We start from the raw sequence: 19920 nt of genomic DNA on the forward strand, positions 1-19920 counted from the left end.
CTGCTGATCGGATTCACGCCTGGTGCAGCCAGGCGATGAAGAACAGGACGCCCGCGACGCCGAGCAGCACAGACACCGGGACCGGCCACCACGGCCCGGCGCGCCCGAGCAACTGATGGCTCAAACGCACTTGCAGTACACCGAGCCCGGCGATCAGCGTCGGCCACGCGGGAAGCAACAACACCGCAAGCGCATGCACCGCCCAGGCACCTGCCAGCGTCGGCCCGCCCCAGGAATGTTCGAGGTCGTCGGCCGCGATCAGTGGATAGGCGATGCCGCGCACCGCGGAAACGGTGGCCAGAAACGCCAGAAAGCACGCGAGCAAGCACACGGTGACCGCGAGCACGGAGTGCGCGGCGGCCCGCAGGCGGGATCGGGTACCCATCGGGAACGAAGCACCGAGCAGCCTGCGCGGCACCCGTAACCTGACCGCCACCGGCCGACAGGCGAGCGGACCCGCCACCAATGCGTAACCGGCCCAGCGCAACAACGAGCAAACCGACTTCATATCAGCGACCGTATCGCGCTGTACGGTAGCAGCGTCACCGCACCGGCCGACAACACGTTGAACTGTGCATGATCGGAGTGGTTCAGGCCAATCGCCCTGCGTCCAGGAGATCATCGAACAGCAGCTGATCGACCGGCGGCACCTGCTCCCGATCGGCGTAGCTGAACCAGGCCACCTCTTCGATCTCGCTGCTCGCCGCGAGCGTGCCGCGATAGTCGGCGGTGTAGCAGCTCATCCGCACCACGGTGCCGCCGTCGGGTCCGTGCACCGCCGCCTCATAGGTGCCGACGTGCGCGACGGTGTCGGGCAGCAGCGCGACGGTCAGCTCCTCCTCGATCTCACGTAGCAGCGTCTGCAAATCGGTCTCGGCGCCCTCGCGCTTGCCGCCGGGAATGTAGAAGATGTTCTTCCCGCGCGGCCGCGCACACAGAATGCGCCCGTCTTCGATACGCACCCATGCGACCGTATCGATCAGCTGCCCCACTCGCCCGTCCGCCACCGCCGCAGCCTAATCGACGCGCCCGAACCGGCCTGCCCGCAACCACAGCCCGCATCGAATGCGATGAATTCGACCCGGACATGCGAACTCCTCGGCACTTCAGCCGGTGTCGCAATATCCCCTCGAGGGTGAGGCGACATTCGCTGCGCTCATGTCCCGTTCGTCGTCAGCGGCCCGGAATGAGTGAGACGTCGCGGACGCCGGGGCCGTCGACCAGCTCTAGGTCGCGACGGTGAACATGTTCGCCACACTCGGAGCACGTCGGCTGGATGACGGTGATGTGGCCGCAGGTCTTGTGCAGGGTTTGGACCGGGGGCCCCTCCGGCGCCGCCCAATCGTCGCCCCATTGGCGCATTGCGGTGAGGACCTGCCACAGGGAACGCCCCCTTGGGGTGAGGCGGTAGTCGTAGCGGACCGGGTTGTCCTGATACGGCACCTTCGACATGATGTCGTGCGCGACAAGGTGTTCCAGGCGTTGGGTGAGCACATTGCGTGCGATGCCGAGACGTTCGCGGAAGTCGTCGAAGCGGGTCACGCCCATCAGTGCGTCGCGCACGATCAGCAGAGTCCACCACTCGCCGACCACCTCGAGGCACTGGGCGATCGAGCAGTTCATGTTCTCGAAACTGGTCCTCCGCATTATCACAGCATAGTCGGTTGCTTCAAAGAACTCACTACTCTATGGTTCGTTGCATGATGCAACTCACCCGTCGGCTCGGTGACGGATTCGCACTGACCCAGGTCGACTACCGCGTCTGGCGCGCGCACGTCGACGACAGCCCGCTGCGGGACCGCCGCTCGCCTCGGCCCACCGAACCCGTCGCGCTCTCGGCTGAGTCGGAGATAATCTCGTGAATACCGTTGTGGCAACCAAAGATCGGCCCGCCGTCGATTCGCGGGTCGTGCTCGCCATCGTGTCGGTCGGCGTACTGCTGTCGAGCCTGGACCTGTTCATCGTCAACGTCGCGCTTCCCGATATGGGGAGGGATTTCGGCGACACCCAGCTGTCGGGGCTGTCGTGGGTGCTCAACGCCTATGCGATCGTTTTCGCCGCGCTGCTTGTGCCCGCGGGGCGGCTCGGCGATCGCGGCAGCAACCGGACGACGTTCCTGATCGGTCTCGCCGTGTTCGTGCTCGGCTCGGGCCTCTGCTCGGCCGCATGGAATGTCGAGTCGCTGGTCGCCTTCCGGGTGTTGCAGGCGGTGGGCGGTGCCATGCTGATCCCGTCCTCGCTCGGCCTGGTGCTGGCCACTACCCCCGCCGAGCGCCGTCCGATGGCAGTTCGGCTGTGGGTGGCCTTCGGCGGCCTCGGCGCCGCGCTAGGGCCGGTGTTCGGCGGGCTGCTCGTCGAAATCGATTGGCGTTGGGTGTTTCTCGTGAACGTGCCGATCGGGCTGGCCGCGTTGGCCGTCGGCGTGCGGCTGCTGCCGCGCCAGCGCGGCGACGGCGGACCGCTGCCCGATGTGTTCGGCGCGATCATGCTCATCGGCGCCATCGCCGCGTTCATCCTCGCCTTGGTGAAAGGGGAGGACTGGGGTTGGACGTCGGCAGGCGTACTCGTGTCCTTCGCCGTGGCAGTGGCACTCGCGGTAGCCTTCGCGATCTCCTCGGCCCGCCACCACAGCCCGGTTGTCGATCCCACGCTGTTCAGAGCGCCCCATTTCGCACTGATGGCCGGTAATTCGCTGTTCTTCCAGATCGCCTTCGCCGGAATGCTGCTCTCGGTGGTGCTCTGGGCGCAGAACGTCTGGGAATGGTCGGCCCTGCGGGCTGGACTGGCGATCGCCCCAGGACCATTGGTGGTACCGATCGTCGCGATCCTCGCCGGTCGGCTCATCAGCCGAATCGGTGCCGGCCTCACCATCGCCGCCGGTGGTATCGCTTTCGCGGCGGGCCTGATCTGGTGGGCCACGGCCGTCACCCTCGAACCCAACTATGCGGGTGGCCTTCTCGGCGGCATGATCTTCACCGGAGTCGGTGTCGGGCTCACCCTGCCCACCTCCTTCGCCACCGGCAGCGCCGGTCTACCACCGCAACGCTTCGCCACCGGATCGGCGGTACTGAGCATGGCCAGGCAGATCGGCCTCGCCATCGGCGTAGCCGTCGTCGTAGCGACCCTCGGCTCCCCCGCCGGACCACAGCAGACCCTCGACGCCTTCCATCGCAGCTGGTACGTGACAGCAGCCATCGCCCTGTTCGCCGGACTGATCGGACTCGCAGCCAGAATTCCGCGTCCCGTTCTCCCTGAACCAAATCCGGCAAGCGACCCCGCCGCAGTCTGACTCACCAACGGTGCCCGGCATTCCATGGATGCCGGGCACCGTCCGTGAGGTCAGCGACTCAGTCGCTGGAAGCGCCGGACCGCCAGTGGCAGGAAGATCGCCGTGAGGATCAGCGGCCATACCATCGCCATGGGCAGCGCATGCTGTTCGATCCACGAATCACCGCCGCCCACAGGTGTTCCGAACAGTTCACGGGTTGCGGCGACGGTGGAGGAGATCGGGTTCCATGCTGCGATCGCACCGAGCCAGCTCGGCATCAGCTGCGGGGCAACGAAAATGCTCGAGATCATGGTCAGGGGGAAGGCCACCGCGAAAAGACCACCGGCCGCCTCCGGATTCGGTACCAGTAGTCCGAGCCAGACGCCGACCCAGATCAGGGCGAAGCGCAGCAGGAGCAACAGCCCGAAAGCCGCTATGCCGTTGAGGATTCCACCGTCGGGTCGCCAGCCGATCGCCAGTGCGGTGAGCATCAGGATCGCCAACTCCGCACAGGCCAGTAGCAGATCGGTGACACCGCGCCCGGCTACCACCGCCGAGGGCGACATCGGCATCGAACGGAATCGGTCGATCACACCATTGGTCGCGTCATATACGACCACCGTCGCGGTATTGATGAACCCGAACGCCATCGTCATCGCGAACATGCCCGGCATCAGGAAGCTACGGTAGTCCCCGCCACCCGGCACGCTCATCGCACTGCCGAACACGTAGCCGTACAGCAGCACCGACAGAATCGGGAAACCGAGCTGCCAAGCGATATTCACCGGCTGGCGCTGATAGTGGGTCAGCCCGCGCCGCACCACATTCCAGCAATCGGCGATCGCCCAGAATGCTCGCGAGCGAGTCGGCGATTCATCCACGATGGTCATCAGGCGGCCTCCTCGGCAACAGTGCGGTGTCCGGTCAAATTCAGGAAGACATCGTCGAGGCTCGGCCTACGCAGTCCGATGTCCTCGACGCCGATCCCCTCGTCCTGCAGAGTGCGCGCCACTTCGGTGAGCGCGGCGACGCGGTCGGAGACCGACGCGTGCACGCGTCGATCGAGCTCGTCGATCTCGGGCTCACCCGCACACACCCTGGCCACCACCTTGGCGACCGCGGGCAAGTCGGCGACCTCAGCCGCGACGACCTCGATGAGATCGGCCCCGACGGTATTCTTCAGCCCGTCGGGGGTGTCGTCGGCGATGGACTTGCCCTGGTCGATCACCGTGATGTGGGAGGCGAGTTTGTCTGCCTCCTCCAGGTATTGGGTGGTGAGCAGCACCGTGGTGCCGTCGGCGACCAACGCCCGCACCGAATCCCATACCTCGTTACGACTGCGCGGATCGAGGCCGGTGGTCGGCTCGTCGAGGAAGAGCACCTCGGGCGAGAGGATCATCGACGCCGCGAGGTCGAGCCTGCGCCGCATGCCGCCGCTGTATTTGCCGACACCCTTGTCGGCGGCATCGCTGAGATCGAAGCGATCCAGCAATTCACTTGCCCGCCGCCGCGCCCCGCGTCCACCGAGATGAAAGAGCCTGCCGAACATTTCGAGGTTCTGCCGCCCGGTCAGCACCTCGTCCACCGCCGCGTACTGACCGGTGAGCCCGATGCGCGAGCGCACGGCCCATGGTCGGGCTGCCACATCGAGCCCCGCGACCGTGGCGTGACCGCCATCCAGGCGAATCAGTGTCGACAGGATCCGCACGGCCGTGGTCTTGCCCGCGCCGTTCGGCCCGAGCAGTCCGTGCACTGTCCCGCGCCGCACCCTCAGATCGAAACCGTCCAGAGCCCGCTTGTCGCCATATTTCTTCTCGAGCCCCTCGGCCCGGACCGCGTACTCGTCTCTCACTATCGCCCTCCGCTTCGCACTTCGATTCTCAACTGGGTACAACGTACCCTATTTAAGGTACAACGTACCCAGTTTTTCGCCAAGCAGTTAAGCTGGCCTTCATGACCAGCACGGAGGCCAGCGGAAGCGGCGATATCGCCCGCACTCTCGACCTGCTCTGGGACACCGGTCCGCGGCCAAGGCGCGGGCCGAAGCCCGCACTCACGTTGGACCGGATCGTCGAGGCGGCAATTGCGGTGGCCGACACCGAGGGTTTGGAGGCGCTCACCATGCGCCGGGTCGCCACCGAACTCGGCACCGGCACCATGTCGCTGTACCGCTATGTCCCCGGCAAAGCCGAACTACTCGACGTGATACTGGATCGTGTCCAGCGGCCCTCCGCCGATGCCGACCGCGGCGATGGTTGGCGCGGCGCGTTGGAGGCCATGGCCAACGAATCCCTCGCCCTCTATCGCCGCCATCCGTGGCTGCTCCACATCAATCAGGCCCGCCCCGTGATGGGTCCGAGTGCCGTGGAAGGCATGGAACTCGTGGTTTCGCGCATCAAGTCGATGGGGCTGACGGACCCTGAGCTCGTCTCCGCGGTCATCCTGGTGTCCGACTATGTCGCGGGCGCTGCCCGCACGCTGCTGTATCTGCAAGAGGCGGAACGCAAATCGGGCCTGACAGACGCGCAGTTCTGGCAGGCCCAGGCCCCGGTCCTGGAACGGGCCATGGCCAGCGGCCGCTACCCGACGATGGCGGCATTGTCGAGCGACGCGTTCGATCCCGGCTTCGACCACTTCGGATTCGGCCTCGCACGCATCCTCGACGGACTCGAAGTCCTGGTCACCGCCCGCGCCGCCGAATAGTCGCCACTCGACTCGGACGGACGCATGCCCCGTCCAAGGGCGACGGTCACGTGATCGGCTGACGTGCGATCAACCAGCGGTAGCTCTTCTTCCCGATGCCAGGCCGGCAGCTCGAGCTCGGCGTGGCGGAGCGCTTCCGCCATGGGTAGTCGCAAGGGCATAGCCAGTTTGCCGGTGCTTCGTCGCCGGTCTCCGCTTACTACTACGGTCGACCTTGTGAGCCGCACCCAGTGGACGATCCATGGTGAGAACGTCGTGGACGAAACCGACACATCAAGCTATCTACCGTCGACATCGAGTTGCCCGACGGGGTGAAGTTCACGCAGTACGTCGCACGGATGCCACGTTGCGCAATGACGTTGGTACTCAACGACTTGCTGATGTACCGGCATCGATTCATCATCGATCGGTGGGTGTGGGAGCTGCCCGGCGGCTACGTCGACCACGCCGAGGACGTAGCCATCGCGGCGGCGCGCGAGGTCGAGGAAGAGACCGGCTGGCGGCCGAAGACCATGGAGCACCTGGTCAGCTTTCAGCCGTCCATCGGAACCTTGGACCAGCCGCAGGAGATCTATCTTGCGCGGGGCGCGGATCTGACCGATACCCCGCCGGACATCAACGAAGCCGAAGACGTCCGGTGGATTCCGCTGGAGGACGCGGTCGCGATGATCGATCGCAGCGAAACTTCCATCATCCCCGGACCTGTGCACGGCACTCATGGTCCTGCCGAACCTGCCGCAGTCACATTCGAACTGTCCGGACCACACTCCGACGAGTTCCGGCAGGCGATAGCCGAACACTCCTGACCGACGAGAACAGACGCGACCCCGATCGCCCGGGACTTACATGCGACCGGGGCCGCGTCGTGTCCCGTGTCGCAATCGCTGTCGTCCATGGCGTCAGGAACTCGCCTCATCCAGAACGAACTCCGGACCCGCCTCGTGGTTGCTGCACCACGGCGGCGGATGACGGAGGTTGCCGGGTCGGGCAGCCCGTGCCAACCGGGGACCTGATGCGCCGCGCTGGTAAGGGTGATCCGATTGCCCTGGGCCGGACCGTGACACAACGCGCCCTGCCAGGCCAGCGGCTCGAGCAAATGCACCCCAGACCGATCGCAACTCCTCGCCGAGACGATGCAGCGCCGGGTCGGCGACGCCGCGACCAGTTCGGCGCGGGTGAGCACGGTGCCGTCGAGTATCGTCGATACCGCGTCGACCAGTGCGGCAACCTCCGCGGGCGACGCGCCGAAGTTGCGCTGCCACACGGGTTTTTCCCAGGTCCGGGCGGAGGCGATCAAGGCGAGCGCCGTGGCCGCGAAGTCCCACGCATCGCCCAGGTCTTGATCAGCGTGCCCGAATTCAGTTCGCGCACCACCGCATCCGGCTCCGAAGTCCGGCGGCGAAGCGCCACAGCCAGCTCCGCCGACGAGGTGACCTGGGCCTGTACTCCGCACAACCGATCGACGATGTCAGGAACGCTCGCCTCTGAGGGTGGTGCAACGAACTGTTGCCCCAGCCTCCACGCGAAGACCTGATCCCATGTGAGCTGCATCGCCCGCCTCCTGGTTCACCGGATTGATCCGCTCGAAAACGGAGCCTTCACGGCCCCCGGTAGCTTGCGAAAAGAGGCAGCCTCGTCTCGCTTTCGCCCCCTGAGAAATGCACACCGAACGCATGGTTGCCCGCACGCCTGTGGTAGGCATGGCCGCCGCGCATGACGGTCACCAACCGAAAATCGAGCTACAGATCAACAATCCGGCGGCGACCTCGAGCATCCCCATCATGGTGGCGGTGATTACGCCGAGCAATGCGGTGCCGTTGGTGGCCTTGCGCACCGTACTGGCCGGTGACACCAGCCGCTCCGCGCGAGCCACCACAGCGGTGCCCGCCGCACCCATGGCATGCGCCGGTGTCCCCGCACCGACCAGCGCGATCAGGCCGCCGAGCAAAGGTTCCGCACCGTGCCTGCGTGCGGCCTCGTCATCGGCGCGCATCTCGAGCAGTCGGTTGATCTCTTCGGCACCGTTCGTCAGCAACCGAAGGCGGGGCAGGATCGTCGCCAAACCGCGCACCAGCGCGGTCAGTGCCGGATGCCTGCCACGAAGGTGTGCGCGTTCGTGCGCGAGCACCGCGGTCAGCTGATCAGGAGTCAGTGCGTCCAGCGCCGCACTGGTGACGACGATCGCGTCCGGCCGACCCGCGACGCAATACGCTTGCGGCTGATCCGAATCCAGCACCACAGCGCCGAGATCGGGCCTCGGACGCCCGACCAGCAGTACCGCCCGCGCATGCTCCAGGGTGCGTCGCCGCATCCGCAGCAGAATCCGGGCCGACCGCCACAGCACCACCGCGCTTGCGATGACGACCACCACCGCGAGCGTGAACGATCCCGCGCGCAGCGCCGGGCTGGTCGCCTCGTTCACCGGCGTCGACAGTGCGGCGACACACACGCGCACCGCCGCATCCGCGTGCCAATACGTAGCGAACTCGACGAACAGCATCCCCGCCGCGAGCAACCACGACCCGAGCGCACCGGCAATCGCCACCAGCCAGGCGGCAATGCCGAGGCGAGGCGCGGCGCCGCCGCGGGTGAGCCGTCGCAGCACCGCGGGACCGAACAGCGCGACGCCACCGCCGTACACCAACAGGCAGATGGCCACGTTCACGAGGATTCCGGCGGCTTCTGGGCCGTCAGCCTGCGCAGCGCCGCGCGCAGGCCCGCCGATTCGTCGGCGCTGATCCGATCGACGAAGTGACTGAGCACCAGGTCCGAGCGGCCGCCGGAGCCGAGCGCGTCGAGCATCAGCCGCGCGCTGTGCTCTTCGCGGGTGAGCGTCGGCCAATAGCGGTAGGCCTTGCCCGCACGCTCACGCGCCAGCCAGCCCTTGCGATGCAGATTGTCCATCGTCGACATGACCGTGGTGTAGGCGATACCGCGTTCGGCCGCCAGTTCGTCGAATATTTCGCGGACCGTTGTGGTCTCCGCGTCCCGATCCCAGATGCGGTCCATGATCACCGCCTCCAGGTCCCCGAATCCACGCAAGTGCCGACTCCTCATCGCCAAATCGTCCAATTGACGACCCAGGATACCCGGTCCGGCCGAACTCCTACGTAGGTAGGCCGTAGATTTGGCTAGCGGCGACCGCGGAAGGTCCGGCGCAGATCATCGATCCACAGTTCGGGAATTTCCCACGGGATGAAGTGTCCGCCCTGGTCGTGGACGGTGAGGTTGACGTGGTTGTACCAGCTGGCGCGTTCGCTCGCGAGGAAGCTCTCGATGCGCTGCTCGGTGCTGACACCGGGTGGGTTTTCGTAGCCGACGAAGGTGATGCCGGTCGGCGCTTCGATCTCCGGCCGCCGGTCGTGCGACGGCTTCCACGGGTAGCGATTGTTGTTGGCGTAGGTGCGAATCGATGTGCCGATCGAGTTGGTGACCCAGAAGATCATGGCGTGGGTGAGCAGCTCGTCCTTGGTGAAGACGGTCTCGATATCACCGCCGTTGTCACTCCATTTCACCCAGCGCTGCAATATCCACGCGAGCATGCCGGCGGGTGAGTCGGACAGACCGACGGCGAGAGTGCTCGGTTCCAGCACGTGGGCGGCGAGGTGGACGGCGAATCGCCGGTCCATCTCGATGATCCTGGCGTAGACATCGGCGGGCAGGCCGTCGGGGATGGGCCTGCCGCCACTGAAGTCCCAAGCCCGGTCACCCTCGAACATACTCAGCATCTGACCGGACCCGATATGGATCGCGTACAGCTCGTCGGCGTACTTGTGCCCGAGTTGGCCGGTGACCAGCGCGCCGACGTCATTGCCCGCGGCCGCGTACTTCGCATAACCGAGGGTCTCGGTCATGAGGGTGTGCCAGAGGTCGGCGACCTTCCAGAAGTTCATATCGGGGTTGTTCGGGAGCGGAGTGGAGAACCCGAAGCCGGGGAACGACGGCACGATCACATCGAACGCCTCGGCCGGATCGCCGCCGTGCGCGCCGGGGTCGGCCAACTGGTCGATGACCTTGGACCAGTGCCAGAACGTCCACGGCCAGCCGTGCGTGAGGATCAACGGCGTCGGGTTCGGCCCGACACCCGCCTTGCGCATGAAATGCACCGGCACGCCGTCGACCTCGACCCGGTAGTGCTCGTAGGCGTTGATCGCGGCTTCGGCCTTACGCCAGTCGTAACCGTCGCGCCAGTACTCGACGAGTTCACGCAGGTAGCGGCCGTCGACGCCGTAGGACGAGTCTTCGTTGCCCGCGTCGACCGGCCAGCGCGTCAAGGCAATGCGCTGGCGAAGATCGTCGAGCACGTCATCGGGCACGTGGATCGGCGTCGGCGACAACGGGAACTCCGCCCTGGCGGCTTCGCTACTCAATTGCCTTCTCCCGCAGTCGTTTCACAAGCTTTCCGATGAGCGAGACACACCGATGAGAGAGACACACCGTCACGGTACACCCGGCGCCCGCTGGATTCATCCCGGCAACCAGGCTTCGCCGGGGCCGCTCCGTTGCTGGCCCTTCGATCATTTTGCGTGCTTCTCATCGGTTGCCGCGGATGAGACGGCGCTTCACTATATCGAACATACGTGCGAACATGTACGCGTGTCCGAGACCACGCCCGCCCCCACTCGATCCGGCAGACCCCGGATCGAGGCGCGCGCGGAGGCGTCGATCCTGCACGCCGACCTCGATTCGTTCTATGCCTCGGTCGAACAGCGTGACGACCCGCGACTGCGCGGCCGCCCTGTCATCGTCGGCGGGGGCGTCGTGCTCGCCGCCAGCTACGAGGCGAAGGCCCTCGGCGTGCGCACACCGATGAACGGCGGAGCCGCTCTTCGGCTGTGTCCGCACGCGATCGTGGTGCAACCACGCATGTCGGCTTATGCCGAGGCCAGCAAGGCGGTGTTCGAAGTCTTTCGCAACACCACACCGATCGTCGAAGGCATCTCCATCGACGAAGCCTTTCTGGACGTGAGTGGCCTGCGCAGGATCGCGGGCGAGCCCATCGATATCGCACATCGACTGCGTGCCGAGGTCCTGGAGCAGGTCGGTCTGCCCATCTCCGTCGGCATCGCACGCACCAAGTTCCTCGCGAAAGTGGCCAGCGCGGTCTCCAAACCGGACGGCCTTCGACTGGTGCCTCCGGACGGCGAGCTCGACTTCCTGCATCCACTGCCCGTCGAAAGGCTATGGGGCGTTGGCGAAGTCACCGCACGCACGCTGCACGACCACGGCATCACCCGCGTCGGCCACCTCGCCGAACTCGGCGAACCCGTGCTGCGCTCGATCCTCGGCCCAGGCGCCGCCCGCCACCTGTTCGCCCTCTCGTGGGCCCGCGACCCGCGCCGCGTCGAGACCGGACGCCGCCGTCGTTCGATCGGCGCCCAACGCGCGCTGGGCCGCCACCTTCGCCCGCCCGATGAAATCGAGGCCTACCTGCACGGCCTCACCGACCGCCTCGGCCGCCGCCTGCGCGCCGCCGACCGCGTCTGCCGAACCGTGGTGCTACGCATGCGTTTCGACGATTTCACCCGAGCCACCCGCTCCCACACCCTCCCGGAAGCGACCGATCACACCGAAACGATCCTGCGCACCGCCCGCACCCTGCTCGCCACCGCCACACCGATGATCCAGGAACGCGGCCTCACCCTCATCGGCCTCGCCCTCACCAACCTGGAGGACGCCGACGCCGTTCAACTAACCCTCCCCTTCGACCCCCACGCGACCAACACCCTCGACTCCACCCTCGACAACCTCCGCCAACGCTTCGGCTCCACCGCGGTAACCCGCGCTGCCCTCATCAACCGAGGCGAGGGCATCTCGGTCCCGCTACTCCCCGACTAACCCTCGTCGCCCGGGACCTCGGCTATCGGCCGTCGGTCATGCTGCGCCGCATGGCAACACGACCGACGTCGAGCCGCTGGCCTACAGCCGCTCGATGATGGTGGCGTTGGCGAGGCCACCCGCCTCACACATGGTTTGCAGCGCGTAGCGGCCGCCGGTTTGTTCGAGATGATTGAGCATGGTTGCCAGGATTCGGGTGCCGGACGCGCCTAGTGGGTGACCGAGGGCGATGGCGCCGCCGCAGGGGTTGAGTTTGGCGGGGTCGGCGTCGAGCTCGTGCTGCCAGATGAGCGGGACGGGGGCGAAAGCCTCGTTCACTTCGTAGGCGTCGATATCGTCGATGGTCAGGCCCGCCTTCACGAGCACTTTGCGGGTGGCCGGGATGACGGCGGTGAGCATGAGCAAGGGGTCGTCGCCGGTGACCGCGAAGGAATGGAAGCGGGCGCGGGGACGTAGGCCGAGTGCGTCGGCCTTTTCCTCGCTCATGATCAGCGCGGCCGAGGCACCGTCGGTGAGCGGCGAGGAATTGCCGGGGGTGATCGACCATTCGATCTCCGGGAAGCGCGCTTCGAATTCGGCGGCGGCGAACGCGGGCCGCAGCCCGGCCAAGCCCTCCGGGGTGGTTCCGGCGCGAATCGTTTCGTCGGCGGTCAGTGTTCCCGCGGCGACAAGTTCATTGTCGAAGCCGCCTGCCGCCGCGGTCTCGGCAGCCAGGCGATGCGAACGAGCGGCGAACGCGTCAAGGGTTTCCCGATCGAGCTTCCACCGCTGGGTGATGATCTCCGCCGCAATGCCTTGTCCGATAAGACCTTCCGGAAACCGGTGCGACAGCGGACCCCGATTCGCGTCCTTGCCATGCGCACTGGAGAACATCGGCGCCCGGCTCATCGACTCCACACCGCAGGCGATCGCGATGTCGTAGGCCCCCGCGATCACGCCCTGCGCGGCGAAATGCGCCGCCTGCTGACTGGACCCACACTGCCGGTCCACCGTCGTCGCGGGCACCGTATCGGGGAACCCCGCCGCCAGCACCGCGGTCCGCGAAATATTGAACGCTTGCTCACCACTCTGCGTGACACAACCACCGATCACATCATCGACAAGCGCCGGGTCGAGACCATTCCGGTCGACCAGCGTCCGCAGCACCTCCGCCAGCAACGTCGCCGGGTGAACTTTCGACAGCCCACCACCCGCTTTCCCCCTCCCGGAAGGCGTGCGCACTACGTCGACAATGACCGCGGAAGTCATAACTACCCCTTGCTCGTATCGGCGACCATCACGTGAACGATGGTTAACTTAGAGACACTCTACGCCGCGCATACCCGCCTCGCGACCCCCAGTCCGCCCAACCCAGGAAAGCGCTGCGGCATCGGCGCGACCGGCTCTTGCCGATCACCGAGATCGCTTGGGACGCTTGTCCATCAGACGCAAAATCAGCGGGGTGAAGATCAGTTGCATGGCCAGTTCCATTTTGCCGCCGGGCACCACGATGCAATTGGGGCGCGACATGAAGGAGTCGTGCAGCATCGAAAGCAGGTAGGGGAAGTCGATAACCTTGGGATCGGCGAAGCGGATTACTACGAAGCTCTCGTCGGCGGTGGGGATGGTGCGGGCGATGAAGGGGTTCGAGGTATCCACGGTGGGCACGCGCTGGAAGTTGACGTAGGTGTGGGAGAACTGGGGGCAGATGTATTTCACGTAGTCGGGCATGCGACGCAGGATCGTATCGATGACGGCTTCGCTGGAGTAGCCGCGTTCGGTCTTGTCGCGGATGACCTTCTGGGTCCACTCGAGATTCACGATCGGCACCACGCCGACCAGCAGATCCGCGTGCTGCGCGACGTTCACGGAATCGGTGATGGCGGCGCCGTGCAAGCCCTCGTAGAACAGCAGATCACTCCCGGGGGTCAGGTCCTCCCATGGCGTGAAGGTGCCGGCGGGCAGCCCGTAGGGCTTGGCTTCGGTGTCGTCGTGCAGGTAGTTGCGTACCGAACCGACCCCGGTTTCGCCGTAGTCACGGAAGAGCGCCTCCAGCTCTTTCAAGAGATTCGCCTCCTCACCGAAGTGCGAGAAGGTGAGATTGCCGTTGCGTTCGGCCTCCACCATCGCCAGCTTCATCTCGTTGCGGTCGTAGCGGTGGAAGGAATCCCCTTCCACCACCACCGCATTGATGCCCTCGCGGCGGAATATCTCCTGGAAAGTCCTTGTGACGCTTGTCGTTCCCGCACCGGATGATCCGGTGATCGCGACGACGGGATGTTTGACCGACATGGCACGTCCTCGATTCTCAGTGCGGAGCCGGCCGGAACAGCGAACGGGAACCGAACAGCGAGCTGTCGAAGCTCGGTCCTTCGTCGGGCTCGCTGTGATAGCGCTCGATCCGCTCGACCTCATTGCGGGATCCGAAGATCAACGGCACCTGGTGGTGCACGTGCTCGGGCGGTACCTCGAGCACGCGCTCACCGCCAGTGGTCGCCCACCCACCGGCCTGTTCGACAATGAACGCGATCGGGTTGGCGCCGTAGAGCAACGACACTCGTCCCGGCCGCAACGGCGGCCGGGCATCGTGCGGGTACAGATAGACCCCACCGCGGGTGAGGATGTGGAAGGTGTCGGCGACCAGCGACGCCACCCAGCGCATATTGAAGTCCCTGCCGCGCGGCCCATCCACTCCGTCGAGGCACTCGTGCACGTACCTGCGCACCGGCCGTTCCCAGAACCGCTCGTTCGCGGCATTGATCGCGAAACCCGAGGTGTCCTCCGGAATTCGCATCCGAGGATGCGTCAGCACGAACGCGCCGATCTCCCGATCGAGAGTGAACCCGTCCACGCCGCTTCCTGTGGTGAGCACCAGCATCGTCGCTGGACCGTAGAGGGTGAACCCGGCGCAGACCTGTCGCGTGCCGGGCTGCAAGAAGTCCCCGGCGTCCGGCGTGGCGCCACTGTCTGGAGCACGCGCCCGCTCCGGTGCCCGAAGCACACTGAATATCGTTCCCACTGGTAGATTCACGTCGATATTCGAGGAACCGTCCAATGGGTCGAACGCCAGCAGATACTTCCCACGCCGGTGCACATCCGGTACCGGATGGATGACCGACATCTGCTCCGACAGCAGCGACGACAGATACCCGGTCCACTGCGTCTCGGACACCATGATGTCATTGGCGATCGCGTCGAGTTTGCGGTGCACCGTCGGCGGCAGGTTGTCCGGCTCCGAGGCGCCCAGCGAGCCGACGATGGCCCCGCGCATCACCTGGTTGGCGATGATCTTCGTCGCCGTCGCAACGACATTCACCAGGGCGGAGAACTCACCGGAGGAGCCGGGGTGCCGATGCTCCTGCTCGATGGTGTAGCGGGTGAGGGTCTTCAGTCCTTCTGGCATGGTGACTCGATCTCGTCAGTCGGGGGCCCTGGCGGTCGGCCCGTCCGGCAGCTCGGTGGCCCCGAACACGCTGCTGCCGTACACATCCCGGTCGGTCAGCGTGATCAGGTCGGTCTTGGTGAGCGGTCGCCGCAGCTCGACAAGGCGCTTGGCCTGGCGCAGCCGGCACCGATCGAGGGCGTTGCGGACGCTGCGCGCGTTGGAGAACCGCGGCCTTCGCATCCGCAACTCGAGGTATTCGCCGAAGGCGGATCGCGCCGGATCGTCGAAACGAAAGTTGTCCCGCCCCAACATGATCTCGGCGATGGCCAGCAGTTCGTCGTGGGTGTAGTCGCTGAATGCGAGATGGTGCGCAACCCGCGAGGACAATCCGGGATTGGCGGAAAAGAACCGCTCCATCCGATCCTCGTAGCCCGCGAAGATCACGACCGAACTCGCACGTTCGCCCTCCATCTCCTGCAAGAGGATCTCGATGACCTCTTGCCCATAGTCCCGCTCGTTTTCGGGACGGAACAGGTAGTACGCCTCATCGATGAACAGCACTCCCCCCGCTGCCTTCGCCAGTGCCTCTTTCGTCTTTGGCGCGGTGTGTCCGATGAACTGACCGACCAGATCGTCTCGAGTTACGATGTGCACCTTCGGTTTACGGATGTATCCCAGCGCGTGCAGCATTTCGGCCATCCGCAGCGCGACGGTGGTTTTGCCGGTGCCGGGTCCGCCGGTGAAACTCATGTGCATGGTCGGGCGTGATGCCAGCAGCCCGAAACGCTGCCGCGCCCTGTCGATCAGCAGCAGTGCGGCGATCTCTCCGACGCGCAACTTCACATTCGCGAGGCCGACCAGCTCCGCGTCGAGCCTGGTCAATACCTCCTCGACGTCGTTGCCCGCGATATCGGTCGACAGATCGAGTAGCGCGCCATCGTCGAGGACCTCCGCGACAGCGGGCGACCCGGACTCGGGCGGCACCGCCCGAACCGGGCGGGGATCCTCGGCCCCCGGCCGGTGTAAACGGAAACCGCCCGCCGCGCCGGAACGCTCAGCCGCCATACCGCGTACCCGGACGTTGCCTCGTCGCGTACGAATGCAGACCGTAGATCTGCCGCCGATCCGATCCTTCGCTTCGGGTCAGCAGGAATCCCGGCTCGTCGGCGGGCCGCTGCACAAGAAAGCTCAACGCCGTGGTCTGCCTGCCGTAGGTCGCGTCATAGGCCAGCAGCCGAATGTAGTGTCGCGGAAAAGTTCTTCGGCAGGCTTCGAGCTCGACGAGCACGCCGTCGGGCTCGTCGAGATCGAATAGCGGCAGCCCCCACATTTCCCAGTAGGCATTGCGCGGATGCGGGTCGTCGGTGTACTCGATCGACACCGGCCAGTTGTTCAGCAGCGCGTAGCGTACTTGCGCGGCGATCTCCGCATCGGTGAATTCGGGCAGGTACGAGAAGGTTCCCTGACGCAGATACATGGCACTCCTTCGAAAGGTCAGTGGGTTGCCGTCGGCACGGCATCCGGTGCGTCGGTTGAGGTGTAATCGAAGGTGACATCACCCCAGGTCGCCAGGGCGACATCGAGCGGCCGGCAGGTCTGGGCGGCCTTGCGTAGCGCCTCGGGTCCCTCCTTCAGCAGATCGCGACCCTCGTTGCGAGCCTTGACGATTACTTCCAGCGCGACCCGGTTCGCTTCGGCACCCGCCGCGATGCCGAGCGGGTGGCCGATGGTGCCGCCGCCGAATTGCAGCACCACATCGTCACCGAACAGTTCGACGAGTTGATGCATCTGGCCGGCGTGGATTCCGCCGGAGGCCACCGGCATCACCCCGGGCATACTCGCCCATTCCTGGTCGAAGAAGATGCCGTTACCCGGGTTGGCCGGAATGTGGTTCTCCCGCAATGTGTCATAGAAACCACGGGTGGTGGCCGGATCGCCCTCCAGCTTCCCGACCACGGTTCCCGCGTGCAGGTGGTCGACTCCGATCAGCCTGCACCACTTGGCCAGCACCCGGAAGCTGACACCATGCGTCTTCTGTCGCGTGAAGGTCGAATGTCCCGCCCGGTGCAGATGCAGCAGCACGCCGTTGCGCCGCGCCCAATGCGACATGGACTGCATGGCGGTGTACCCCACCGTCAGGTCCATCATGATCACGACGCTGCCGAGTTCCTTCGCGAACTCGGCACGTTCATACATGTCCTCCATTGTCGCCGCGGTGACATTGAGGTAGTGCCCCTTGATCTCGCCGGTCTCCGCCACGGCCCGGTTGACGCCTTCCATGGCGAACAGATAGCGATCACGCCACCGCATGAACGGCTGCGAGTTGATGTTCTCGTCGTCCTTGGTGAAATCGAGGCCGCCCTTGCATGCTTCGTAGACCACACGGCCGTAATTGCGCGCGGACAGACCGAGTTTCGGTTTCACCGTCGCACCGAGCAGTGGCCTGCCGTACTTATTGAGGTACTCCCGTTCCATGACGGTGCCGTGCGGCGGACCCTGGAAAGTCTTGACGTAGGCGACCGGAATGCGCATATCCTCCAGCCGCAACGCGAGCAACGGTTTGAAGCCGAAAACATTGCCGATGATGGACGAGGTGAGGTTGGTGATCGAACCTTCCTCGAACAGGTCGAGGTCGTAGGCGATGTAGGCGAAGTACTCCCCCTGCCGACCGGGCACCTCATCGATGCGATAGCACTTGGCCTGGTAGCGCGAGTGCGCTGTCAGCCGGTCGGTCCACACGACGGTCCAGGTGGCCGTGGATGACTCACCGGCGACGGCGGCCGAGGCTTCGATCGGATCGACGCCCTTCTGCGGGGTGACACGGAAGACGGCGAGGACATCGGTGTCCTTCGGCTCATAGTCCGGCGCGTAATACCCCATCGATGCATAGGATTGGACACCCGGATCCCAGCGGTCCCGTTCGGTTTCCTCGGCCATCATTCCTCCAGATCCTGAGGGTGCGCGCCTTGCGATTTCCAGGATGACAAGGTCGAGGACGACAAACAATTTGATTGTTTCTCCGAATACTCAACGGTTTCTTCAAGTTTGGTACCGTTGAATATGGGTACGGTGAGCGCATCTCGGATGGAAACATTCCTGGCCGTGTCTCGCCAGGGCAGCATTCGTGGTGCCGCGGGCCAACTGCATATCACCGAGGCGGCCGTTTCCGCGGCGGTCTCGCACATCGAGAAGCAGCTCGGCGCGAAACTCATCACAAAATCCGGTCGCGGCATCGTGCTCACCGAGGCGGGGCGGGTCTACGCCGAATATTGCCGCACCATCCTCGGACTCATGAAGGAAGCACACGCGGCGGTCCTGCGGGCCGAGACCGGGCGACTACGGATCGGAGTCGTCGCCACCGCCGGTGAGTACTTGCTACTGAAGCTGCTCGCGTCTTTCCGCAACCGCTATCCCGACATCGAGTTGAGCCTGTCGGTCCATCCGCGTGATGTCCTTTTCCTCGAATTGCACCACCACGAAACAGATCTCGTCATCGCTGGCCGTCCGCCACGAGATACCGGCCTCGTCATCCGCGCCCGCAGGGCCAGTCAGCTCGTGGTGGTCGGCGCCCCCGAGCATTCTCCCGACCCACTGCGCAGCACCTGGCTGCTGCGCGGACGCGGCTCCGGAACCCGCGACGCGACACTGAATCTGCTCGACCAACTCGAAATCACCCCCGCCACACTCACTCTCGGCAGCCACGGGGCGGTACTCGCGGCGGCCCGTGAAGGCCTCGGCGTCACCCTCATGCACAGCGACGCCCTCGTCGGCGACCTCGAATCCGGCCTACTACACGTGCTTGCCGTCGAAGGCACCCCGCTGGACCGTCCATGGCATGCCGTCACCACTCGAACCCCGCCCCCCACTGCGCGCCTTTTCCTCTCCCACATCCTCGACCCGACGGAGGTCGGCGCGGCTGCCTTCCACGCGCGGTGAGGCTCTGCCGCCTTCCCCGGATCGGAGAGGCCGAACAGCCGCGGTATGTGAGCATGGAACCCATGAGCAATCCGGCGAATCTCGTCAGTGAACACACGGCGGAGGTGGCACAGGACTACGGGCAATTCCTCCTCAGTGGCGGCGAGGGCGATTTGGACAATCGGTCTGATTACTACGAAGTAGACCTGCTCGACCAAGCATTCGCATCGCGCCCGTGTGCGGGAGATGGCGAAACGGTGCTGGTGCTCACCCCGCACCAGAACAACTTCGAGATGCAGCTGACGGTGCAGGTCTGGGATGCGCGCCCGCCGGCCGACCGTGACTCATGGCAGCAAGTGTCCGAAGCGCGCTTACGGATCGGCGACGTCGCAACGTTGTTTTTCGAATCACCAACCCTCGACGTCAGCGACATCGCCCCGGTACCCGCGGGCGCATATCTGATCGAGGTCAGCGGAACCGGCTTCCTGAACTACGGTTGGCCGGGCACCACCACCCCCGGCGATGTATGGCGAATCCGCCTGTGGCCCGATGACGGTAGCGATCCGCTGCCCGCCCAGCAGTGGTCCATGCCCGGTTACGGTGTGCCGGAGGATGTTCCGCTCGACGAGCATCCGAACGCCGCCGCACAACCCATTGTCGTCGAGTACGAGGTCGAGATCGAACACACCTCCGAGCTGAAGGCGGTATTGCACGCCTTGCCGATAACCACACGCGAACAATAGGGAGTGACTGCGACCCCACCTCGAACGGTGTGGGAAATGCAAGTGCCGCGGCCCCATCGGACCAGATCGGTTGCCGCACAGATCTATAC

22 protein-coding genes are annotated in these 19920 nt (G+C 65.3%); 7 read left to right on the top strand and 15 right to left on the bottom strand.

The window, feature by feature from the left end; translation table 11 throughout:
* Positions 1 to 13: 13 nt before the first annotated feature.
* The 3 genes from ACLMAJ_RS18710 to ACLMAJ_RS18720 all read right to left on the bottom strand — a co-directional run bounded on the left by ACLMAJ_RS18710 (position 14) and on the right by ACLMAJ_RS18720 (position 1647).
* A complete protein-coding gene (locus tag ACLMAJ_RS18710; RefSeq protein ID WP_412015007.1) occupies positions 14 to 508 on the bottom strand; it encodes a hypothetical protein in 495 nt (164 codons plus the stop codon).
* Positions 509 to 590: 82 nt separating this feature from the next.
* The gene (locus tag ACLMAJ_RS18715; protein ID WP_412015008.1) at positions 591 to 1007 is read right to left on the bottom strand and encodes an NUDIX hydrolase; all 417 of its coding nucleotides are present in this window, start codon (positions 1005 to 1007) and stop codon (positions 591 to 593) included.
* Positions 1008 to 1173: 166 nt separating this feature from the next.
* A complete protein-coding gene (locus ACLMAJ_RS18720) occupies positions 1174 to 1647 on the bottom strand; it encodes a winged helix-turn-helix transcriptional regulator (RefSeq protein WP_412015009.1) in 474 nt (157 codons plus the stop codon).
* Positions 1648 to 1700: 53 nt separating this feature from the next.
* Between ACLMAJ_RS18720 and ACLMAJ_RS18725 the strand changes: the two genes are divergently transcribed.
* Positions 1701 to 1862 (top strand): hypothetical protein, encoded by a 162-nt coding sequence (locus tag ACLMAJ_RS18725; protein ID WP_412015010.1) that lies wholly within the window; start codon positions 1701 to 1703, stop codon positions 1860 to 1862.
* An 8-nt stretch (positions 1863 to 1870) separates the two neighbouring features.
* Complete coding sequence (locus tag ACLMAJ_RS18730) at positions 1871 to 3289, top strand: MFS transporter (protein ID WP_412015011.1); 1419 nt, start codon at positions 1871 to 1873, stop codon at positions 3287 to 3289.
* A 50-nt stretch (positions 3290 to 3339) separates the two neighbouring features.
* Here ACLMAJ_RS18730 and ACLMAJ_RS18735 read toward each other — a convergent pair whose 3' ends face one another.
* Positions 3340 to 4158, bottom strand: coding sequence for an ABC transporter permease (locus ACLMAJ_RS18735; RefSeq protein WP_412015012.1), 819 nt, complete (start codon positions 4156 to 4158; stop codon positions 3340 to 3342).
* On the bottom strand, positions 4158 to 5120 hold the full coding sequence (locus ACLMAJ_RS18740; RefSeq protein WP_412015013.1) for an ATP-binding cassette domain-containing protein: 963 nt from the start codon (positions 5118 to 5120) through the stop codon (positions 4158 to 4160). The genes ACLMAJ_RS18735 and ACLMAJ_RS18740 overlap by 1 nt, the downstream gene beginning before the upstream one ends.
* 101 nt (positions 5121 to 5221) lie before the next feature.
* Between ACLMAJ_RS18740 and ACLMAJ_RS18745 the strand changes: the two genes are divergently transcribed.
* Together ACLMAJ_RS18745 and ACLMAJ_RS18750 are read left to right on the top strand one after the other, a co-directional pair.
* The gene (locus tag ACLMAJ_RS18745; protein ID WP_412015014.1) at positions 5222 to 5971 is read left to right on the top strand and encodes a TetR/AcrR family transcriptional regulator; all 750 of its coding nucleotides are present in this window, start codon (positions 5222 to 5224) and stop codon (positions 5969 to 5971) included.
* Positions 5972 to 6324: 353 nt separating this feature from the next.
* Complete coding sequence (locus ACLMAJ_RS18750; protein WP_412015015.1) at positions 6325 to 6777, top strand: NUDIX hydrolase; 453 nt, start codon at positions 6325 to 6327, stop codon at positions 6775 to 6777.
* Positions 6778 to 7264: 487 nt separating this feature from the next.
* Here ACLMAJ_RS18750 and ACLMAJ_RS18755 read toward each other — a convergent pair whose 3' ends face one another.
* The 4 genes from ACLMAJ_RS18755 to ACLMAJ_RS18770 all read right to left on the bottom strand — a co-directional run bounded on the left by ACLMAJ_RS18755 (position 7265) and on the right by ACLMAJ_RS18770 (position 10341).
* Entirely contained in the window at positions 7265 to 7522 is a 258-nt protein-coding gene (locus tag ACLMAJ_RS18755; RefSeq protein WP_412015017.1) for a DNA glycosylase AlkZ-like family protein, read from the bottom strand.
* Between the two features lie 169 nt (positions 7523 to 7691).
* The gene (locus ACLMAJ_RS18760; RefSeq protein ID WP_412015019.1) at positions 7692 to 8636 is read right to left on the bottom strand and encodes a M56 family metallopeptidase; all 945 of its coding nucleotides are present in this window, start codon (positions 8634 to 8636) and stop codon (positions 7692 to 7694) included.
* Positions 8633 to 9028, bottom strand: a complete 396-nt coding sequence (locus tag ACLMAJ_RS18765) for a BlaI/MecI/CopY family transcriptional regulator (RefSeq protein WP_412015020.1) — start codon at positions 9026 to 9028, stop codon at positions 8633 to 8635. The genes ACLMAJ_RS18760 and ACLMAJ_RS18765 overlap by 4 nt, the downstream gene beginning before the upstream one ends.
* Positions 9029 to 9102: 74 nt before the next feature.
* Positions 9103 to 10341, bottom strand: a complete 1239-nt coding sequence (locus ACLMAJ_RS18770) for an epoxide hydrolase family protein (RefSeq protein ID WP_412015021.1) — start codon at positions 10339 to 10341, stop codon at positions 9103 to 9105.
* Between the two features lie 226 nt (positions 10342 to 10567).
* On the opposite strand from ACLMAJ_RS18770, the gene dinB reads away from it, so the two are divergent.
* Entirely contained in the window at positions 10568 to 11809 is a 1242-nt protein-coding gene (gene dinB / locus ACLMAJ_RS18775) for a DNA polymerase IV (protein WP_412015022.1), read from the top strand.
* A gap of 81 nt (positions 11810 to 11890) precedes the next feature.
* On the opposite strand, the gene ACLMAJ_RS18780 is transcribed toward dinB, so the two are convergent.
* From ACLMAJ_RS18780 to ACLMAJ_RS18805, 6 genes are all read right to left on the bottom strand, one after another.
* Positions 11891 to 13057, bottom strand: coding sequence for a thiolase family protein (locus ACLMAJ_RS18780; protein WP_412015023.1), 1167 nt, complete (start codon positions 13055 to 13057; stop codon positions 11891 to 11893).
* Between the two features lie 144 nt (positions 13058 to 13201).
* A complete protein-coding gene (locus ACLMAJ_RS18785; protein ID WP_412015025.1) occupies positions 13202 to 14080 on the bottom strand; it encodes a phosphoribulokinase in 879 nt (292 codons plus the stop codon).
* A gap of 16 nt (positions 14081 to 14096) precedes the next feature.
* Positions 14097 to 15191, bottom strand: a complete 1095-nt coding sequence (locus tag ACLMAJ_RS18790; RefSeq protein WP_412015027.1) for a class 1 fructose-bisphosphatase — start codon at positions 15189 to 15191, stop codon at positions 14097 to 14099.
* Positions 15192 to 15206: 15 nt separating this feature from the next.
* The gene (locus ACLMAJ_RS18795; RefSeq protein WP_412015028.1) at positions 15207 to 16238 is read right to left on the bottom strand and encodes an AAA family ATPase; all 1032 of its coding nucleotides are present in this window, start codon (positions 16236 to 16238) and stop codon (positions 15207 to 15209) included.
* Complete coding sequence (locus ACLMAJ_RS18800; protein WP_412015029.1) at positions 16228 to 16650, bottom strand: ribulose bisphosphate carboxylase small subunit; 423 nt, start codon at positions 16648 to 16650, stop codon at positions 16228 to 16230. The genes ACLMAJ_RS18795 and ACLMAJ_RS18800 overlap by 11 nt, the downstream gene beginning before the upstream one ends.
* 17 nt (positions 16651 to 16667) lie before the next feature.
* Entirely contained in the window at positions 16668 to 18113 is a 1446-nt protein-coding gene (locus ACLMAJ_RS18805) for a form I ribulose bisphosphate carboxylase large subunit (protein WP_479725038.1), read from the bottom strand.
* Positions 18114 to 18233: 120 nt separating this feature from the next.
* Here ACLMAJ_RS18805 and ACLMAJ_RS18810 point away from each other — a divergent pair, with 120 nt between their 5' ends.
* Both ACLMAJ_RS18810 and ACLMAJ_RS18815 read left to right on the top strand, forming a co-directional pair.
* The gene (locus ACLMAJ_RS18810; protein WP_412015030.1) at positions 18234 to 19109 is read left to right on the top strand and encodes a LysR family transcriptional regulator; all 876 of its coding nucleotides are present in this window, start codon (positions 18234 to 18236) and stop codon (positions 19107 to 19109) included.
* Between the two features lie 62 nt (positions 19110 to 19171).
* Positions 19172 to 19831, top strand: a complete 660-nt coding sequence (locus tag ACLMAJ_RS18815) for a hypothetical protein (protein ID WP_412015031.1) — start codon at positions 19172 to 19174, stop codon at positions 19829 to 19831.
* Positions 19832 to 19920: the final 89 nt, after the last annotated feature.

The organism is Nocardia arseniciresistens (genome assembly GCF_046764875.1).
GTDB lineage: Bacteria > Actinomycetota > Actinomycetes > Mycobacteriales > Mycobacteriaceae > Nocardia > Nocardia arseniciresistens.